This window comes from Polynucleobacter sp. 31A-FELB (assembly GCF_018882405.1).
GTDB lineage: Bacteria > Pseudomonadota > Gammaproteobacteria > Burkholderiales > Burkholderiaceae > Polynucleobacter.
The window spans coordinates 152,071-158,270 of record NZ_JACVOO010000003.1; the positions used below are offsets into that span (position 1 = coordinate 152,071).

The 6,200-nt window shown below is 42.6% G+C and carries 10 protein-coding genes and 1 tRNA gene; 8 read left to right on the plus strand and 3 right to left on the minus strand.

Going from position 1 to position 6,200, the window contains the following annotated elements; genetic code table 11:
- Positions 1–178: 178 nt before the first annotated feature.
- From ICN30_RS03540 to ICN30_RS03575, 8 genes are all read left to right on the plus strand, one after another.
- Complete coding sequence (locus ICN30_RS03540) at positions 179–754, plus strand: phasin family protein (protein WP_216273228.1); 576 nt, start codon at positions 179–181, stop codon at positions 752–754.
- Positions 755–781: 27 nt separating this feature from the next.
- Entirely contained in the window at positions 782–1,093 is a 312-nt protein-coding gene (locus ICN30_RS03545) for a hypothetical protein (protein ID WP_216273230.1), read from the plus strand.
- Between the two features lie 64 nt (positions 1,094–1,157).
- Positions 1,158–1,475: a cupin domain-containing protein gene (locus ICN30_RS03550; RefSeq protein ID WP_216273232.1), complete on the plus strand. Its 318-nt coding sequence runs from the start codon at positions 1,158–1,160 to the stop codon at positions 1,473–1,475.
- 5 nt (positions 1,476–1,480) lie between these two features.
- Positions 1,481–2,281: a hypothetical protein gene (locus ICN30_RS03555; protein WP_216229630.1), complete on the plus strand. Its 801-nt coding sequence runs from the start codon at positions 1,481–1,483 to the stop codon at positions 2,279–2,281.
- Between the two features lie 218 nt (positions 2,282–2,499).
- Positions 2,500–3,894: a transglycosylase SLT domain-containing protein gene (locus tag ICN30_RS03560; protein WP_216273235.1), complete on the plus strand. Its 1,395-nt coding sequence runs from the start codon at positions 2,500–2,502 to the stop codon at positions 3,892–3,894.
- 346 nt (positions 3,895–4,240) lie between these two features.
- Positions 4,241–4,316 (plus strand) — tRNA-Phe (locus ICN30_RS03565).
- 38 nt (positions 4,317–4,354) lie between these two features.
- Complete coding sequence (locus tag ICN30_RS03570) at positions 4,355–4,507, plus strand: hypothetical protein (protein ID WP_216273237.1); 153 nt, start codon at positions 4,355–4,357, stop codon at positions 4,505–4,507.
- A 218-nt stretch (positions 4,508–4,725) separates the two neighbouring features.
- On the plus strand, positions 4,726–5,340 hold the full coding sequence (locus tag ICN30_RS03575) for a class I SAM-dependent methyltransferase (protein WP_215284971.1): 615 nt from the start codon (positions 4,726–4,728) through the stop codon (positions 5,338–5,340).
- A gap of 157 nt (positions 5,341–5,497) precedes the next feature.
- Here ICN30_RS03575 and ICN30_RS03580 read toward each other — a convergent pair whose 3' ends face one another.
- From ICN30_RS03580 to ICN30_RS11735, 3 genes are all read right to left on the minus strand, one after another.
- Positions 5,498–5,848: a DUF3147 family protein gene (locus ICN30_RS03580; protein ID WP_216273239.1), complete on the minus strand. Its 351-nt coding sequence runs from the start codon at positions 5,846–5,848 to the stop codon at positions 5,498–5,500.
- A 9-nt stretch (positions 5,849–5,857) separates the two neighbouring features.
- Positions 5,858–6,088, minus strand: a complete 231-nt coding sequence (locus ICN30_RS03585; RefSeq protein WP_370626582.1) for a TMEM165/GDT1 family protein — start codon at positions 6,086–6,088, stop codon at positions 5,858–5,860.
- A gap of 3 nt (positions 6,089–6,091) precedes the next feature.
- Positions 6,092–6,200 (minus strand): IS3 family transposase (locus ICN30_RS11735; protein WP_370626583.1); only part of this gene is annotated, 109 nt, incomplete at its 5' end.

Consider the following 6,200-nt stretch of genomic DNA (forward strand, 5'->3'; position numbering starts at 1 on the left):
GTTGCCTATCTAGGGTTCTAACAGTCATTTCATCATATGCAATTTATTAGCTGTGGATATTAGGTAATCACCCTAAATATGTTGCGTCGCAGCAAATAGGCCTTGTTTTGTCGCCAAAGTGCTCTTAAAATGGTGCATCGCAGCAAAATACAGCTATCTCACTAATAAAGGAAATGCCATGTTTCAGAATCAATTAAATGACCAGATTGCCCAAGCTCAAGCTAAGGCTCTAGAAAACGCTAAACATTTGGCTGAAGTGGCCGCCAAGAGCGCACAAGAATTGGCAGAAATTAATCAAGCTGCCGCTAAAGACGCAATGGTTGTAGCCCAAGAAGCTAGCGCCCAATTGTCCGCCATTAAAGATCCACAACAGTTCGCTAACTTAGGCCAGCAAGAAGCTGCCCAAGAAATTGCTAAGTATGCGGCCGCCTATCAAGCCAAAGTAAGCAATGTGATTCGCAATGGCAATCAAGAAGTTGCTAATGTAATTGATGCTTCGATTGATGATGCTCGTGAAGATTTAGTGAAGTTTGTTCAAGAGGCTACTAAGGCAGCTCCTGCTGGATCTGAAGCTTTTATTTCTGCATTCAAAACAGCCTTTGAAACTTCACTTCAACAGTTTGATCAGGCTCGTGCATCTGCAGCAGATACATTTGCTAACTTTGAAAAGAGCCTTGAGTCAGCACTAAGCCAGGCTCAAGGCCAATTTGGTGAAGCAGTTAAAGCTGCTCCAAAGAAGACTCGTGCCAAGTAATTAAGCATATAAAGTAAGCGTTCACTCATGTCCAAAGATCCTATTAATATGAAAGTATTGGTAGGCTCTTTAGATGAGCAAGTATTACAGGCTCAAGTAAGTATCTTCTTACAGGGCAAGTTTGTCATTAGCAAGTGGTTGCAAACCGCCAATGATGGGGGCGTATTCGAAGAGGCAATTGACTGGTTGATGGGCAATGATGCAGATCGTTACTTTAATAACAATCGACAAAATCTAGCTGTACAGATGATTCGTGATGTTATGCAAAGTTTTGAAATCAGAGATGAGCATTTAGAAGACCCATATGAAGCAGCTCGTATTTGGTTTGGCGTGAGATAAAGGCACATCCTGCTAATTAACGCAGTCATTACAATGAGGCACTCAAATTAATAGAAGTTCGTCAATGAAGCCAGAAGCATTTTTAGAAAAATTAGCAAAAGAAGGCTTTCCAGCCCCCGTTTTAGTCGAGCGAGAGGTCGGCGGATTCTTAGACTTACATGCTCATCCTTATGAAGTTCATGCATTGGTGATTGAGGGGCAGATTGACATCACCATTGGTGGCATCAAATGCTCTTACTTGGCGGGAGACGCCTTTCATTTGCTGCCCAATCAAATTCATTCAGAAAACTATGGTGCTAAAGGTGTGAAGTATCTTGCCAGTAGAAAAGGCGGAGCCTTGCAAGAAGCAATTAATTTAGATGGACAGATTGTTCAGGATTAAAGGCAATGATCGAATCCCTATTAAATCTATCTCTCCCCCTTTTGATTTTCGGGGTCTTCGTTGTTCTGGTCGTTTCGTCAGAGCTTGGATTTTGGATTGGTCGTCTTGCGCTAAAGATAGTTTCTAAAAACGCCCCTCATTATTTTGATAATAGCGATGAAAATGTCAGTACCATCACGAATTCGTCATTAGCATTGCTTGCCTTATTTTTGGGGTTTACATTTTCCTCGGCGATGGATCATTTTGAATTAAATCGTCAGGCTGTCATTAATGAGGCGGCTGTAATTAAAACAGCATATCAAGCGGCAAAACTACAACCCGCACCCTATTCCCAAGAGCTAGTTAAAGACATTCGTGAGTATGCAGATATACGGCTAGAACTGGCGTCAACTCAAAGCAATGAAAAGTCAGTTCGGGAGATCCAATATAAAAGCCAACACCAGCTTGAAAAAATATGGTCGCAATTAAGGGCCATGGCTATAAAGGACCCCCAGGGTGGCTCTTTAGATGTCTTGTTTCAGGCAATCGATAGTGTCGGAACTGCAGAGAATGCTCGAACTGAATACTTATTAAACAATGTCCCTAATGGATTGTTTGTTCCGGTAGGGCTCTTTCTTATTTTTAATGGAGTGCTTTTGGGTGCATCCTTGGGCGAGGGGTCTAAGCGACACATCATTTTGTCTTGGGGACTGTATTTCTTGGTGGCGCTAGCAGTGGGGATCATTGCTGATCTAGACAGACCGCTGCACGGATTCATCAATGTGGACCAGCAGGCAATGCGGATTATGCGCAGCGCCATTCATTAACTCCTAATCGATAAGTTGTTGTTTTAAACGACAACTTAAACTACCCACTACCAATCCAGACACGCTAGAACTCAATTGGATCAAATGAGGTCTTTAGGCCAGCCAACATCCAATTGACTCGCTAATTTTTGTTTTAAGATGAGTTGATGTTTAGAAAATTACCACGCATAGCATCATTGGTATTCCTAATACTCAGTTTTTTCACACCCTTAAACTCGGTGGCTCAGATTCCTTCTGAGTCAGAGATAGCTCAGTCGCCCTTGCTGGGATTGAATAAAGTAATGACTGGTGACTTTGGTGGGCGAATGCTGGAGGTTCGGGCAATTCGTGTGGCAGTGCCTTATAGCAAAACCTTTTTTTATAACGACGCAGGAAATGAAATCGGTTTATTGCCGATAGTTTTGCAGGATCTCTCAATTTGGCTCAATACGCAATATCCTAGTTCCGCTAAAAGGATTCCCTTTGAAGTGGTTGCTTACCCTATGAAGCCAACCCAATTGGTGCCTTCTGTTATTGAGGGTAGAGCAGATATAGCGATGGGAGGATTGCAAACCAACTCAGAAGTTCCAGGAAGCATCGATTTTGTTGAGCCCATGCGTTTCCCAGCCAAAGAGGTACTAGTAACCGGCCCCAGCTCACCTGAGATTAGCGACATACTGCAGCTATCTGGTCAGACCCTGTATATAAGGCCACAATTACGCAATCACGATGGCATCATAAAATTAAATGAAACTTTAAGGACAAACAAGAAGTCCCCAGTGAAAATCGTGGCGCTGCCTGAGAATTTAGATGATGAGGGCGCTCTAGAAATGGTTAATGCGGGCCTCATACCCAATACGGTAACTTATGATTGGATGGTCTCCATGTGGTCTAAGGCGCTTCCAAAAATTAAGCCACATCCGAATATCATTATTAATGATGATGTGCGGATGGGTTGGGCAATTCGTAAAGATAATCCTGAATTAAAGCAGGTACTCCAAAAATTTATTGATTTTGAAATGAAGCATTCGCGTGCTTTATTCGGGGAATGGGAGTCATATGCCAATCATGTGAGTAAGTTAACAGATTCGCGTGATTTAATATCTCAAAAAAGGTATCAAGAATCCATTCGATATTTCCAGACCTATGGAGCGCAATATAACTTTGATCCATTAATGTTAGCGGCTATGGGGTATCAAGAGTCAAGATTAAATCAATCTGCTAGAAATCCTTCGGGAGCAATTGGAGTAATGCAACTACTTCCTAGTACAGGAAAGTTAATGAATGTGGGAGACATCACTTCTTTAGAGTCTAATATCCACGCTGGAAGTAAGTATCTTGATTATTTAATGGCGCAAGGATCTCTAGGGCAAGACTTGAGTCCTGAAAACCGAGATTTATTTGCTTTTGCAAGCTATAACGCCGGACCGCATAATATTGCCAAAGCGAGGCAGCTTGCAATTGAAAAAGGCTTAAATCCGAATATCTGGTTGGACAATGTGGAGATTGCAGTTGCGCAGCTGGTTGGTATTCAAACTACAGACTATGTGCGCAATATTTACCGTTATTACATTGCGTATCGCCTTGCCAAGAACTTAGAGCTGCAAGAAAAGCAATCAGACCAATACAAGTAAAGCCAGTCCTTGCGGAAATTAAAGGGCGGTAAAAGATTGGCGACTATCTTCATCGGGCCGTTTTCTGCCCCCCCACCCAAGCGCTGTCGTTTAAAACGACACTCCAACAACAGCCCAACGATAGAGCAGAGGATTCCGACATCTCTACCTCATCCCCCCATTTCCCGCCAATCTAATCAACATCCCTAAAAAGTGGCAACACTACAAAAGCAAAATGAATGGGAACTCTGAGAGGGCGGTGGAGTCGGTGTTCTAGGCTAGTGAACGATACGGTTTGGGCAGAATTTATACGCTGGACCATGATTTCCCAAGGTGTCAAACAGTTTCATTTATAATTCCAACTCTTGGCCTGGTAGCTCAGTCGGTAGAGCAGAGGATTGAAAATCCTTGTGTCGGTGGTTCGATTCCGCCCCGGGCCACCAAGATTGCAGTCGTTTCATAAATTAAACGGAATTTTCTTATGAAAAAACTGACCCTACTCGTTTTATCTTTTGCTACATCCCTTAGCTTAGTTGCTTGTGCTGGAGCAAGTTCATCATCGCCAGTAGGTGCCAACTGTTCTGCAACCGTCTCTTGGCAAGATAAAAATCCTGACTGCACTGGTGGCGGTTAATAAAAGCCTCTGGAATTATTTTCACCAAAACCACCTTCGGGTGGTTTTTTCATTCTGCTTGGCAGGGTTAATCGCCATTGGTATCAGATATCCCGATTAAGAAGCGTCCTTTAAAAAGACAAATCAATTAGACATCCCTGCGTCAGTAGACGTCGTTTAAAACGACAAACTGATCTAATGAGCATAGAATGAATCAAATAATTATGTGAAAGGTAATTATGGATAACAAAGAACACTGGGAAAAAGTCTACGACACTAAGGCACCAGATGCTGTCAGTTGGTATACGCCCCATCTTGAAACTTCTTTAAATCTCATTCATCAAGCAACAGCCAATAAAGATGCCGCGATTATTGACATCGGTGGCGGCGAAGCTACTTTAGTTGACGACCTTTTATTTGAGGGTTACCAAGACATCAGTGTTTTAGATATTTCTCAGAAAGCAATTGATGTCGCTAGAGAAAGGCTGGGAAAGTCAGCAGAAGAAGTACATTGGTATTGTGCTGATATTACTCAGGCAACGCTTCCTCAGAATTATTTTGATGTTTGGCACGACAGAGCTGTATTCCACTTTTTAACGGAAGAAGCTCAGCGAGCCAGATATGTAGAGCAAGTGATGCGCTCTGTTAAGCATGGTGGTTATGTGATTATGTCCACTTTTGGTCCAGATGGCCCTGAGAAATGTAGTGGGTTGGATGTCGTTCGCTATGACTCAGAGAATCTCCATGGGCAGTTTGGCAAGACTTTTAAGCTCATTAATAGTTCAACTGAAACCCATAAAACACCAATGGGCACCACCCAACAATTCTTATATTGCTTTTGTAGGATGGAATAGAGTCAGGCATCCCCAGCCCTGGTCGATTTCGTCCCGGGCCACCAAGAAACACCAAAACCACCTGCGGGTGGTTTTTTCATTTCTGTAGTGTGCTGTGTTCAACAGTATTAGACTCTTTCGTACTTTGACTATCGCTGTCGTTTTAAACGACAAAACATTACAACAATTGAACTCCGAAGTTTTTCATGAGTTGGGCAAACAGTCCAAAGCAGATAACTGTTACGACAATACTCGCGCCCATTGTTAGCCAAAAGCCTAATTTAGGAAGTAAATATGGAAATAGCAGAAACATTGGTAGCGTAGGAATCACATACCAAAAAGTGTAATAAGCATGGTTGGCTATCTTTTCTTCCGTTTGATTCTCAATATAGAGCCAAGTCAGCGTTAGTAAAGTCATCAAAGGCAGGGCGGCAATAAAACCACCTAACTTATCACTGCGTTTAGCTACTTCACTAATGAATACAACCATTCCAGCCGTTAGTAAGTATTTGGTGATGATCCAAGTCATAGTGTCTCCTTAAAATAGCTTATCAACTTCAAGTAACGTCAACACACCCATAATCGCAAAGATAGCGGCGGCAACGGAGTGAACTAACTTCATTGGAATCTTTGCCGCAAACTTATTGCCAACAAATACCGCAGGCACATCCGCAATGAGCATTCCCAATGTTGTGCCAACTACTACAGCAAGTGGTGCCGCATAGTGAGCCGCTAAAGCGATAGTAGCTAATTGTGAATCGCTACCAATATCCTAGACACTTGCCAACCTCGCTTGGTACTGCTGTTCAAATCTTACCGGAGAAAGCCCATTGTTGTAACTATGGCGTCTAACCGGGTTGTAAAACATTTCGATGTAATCA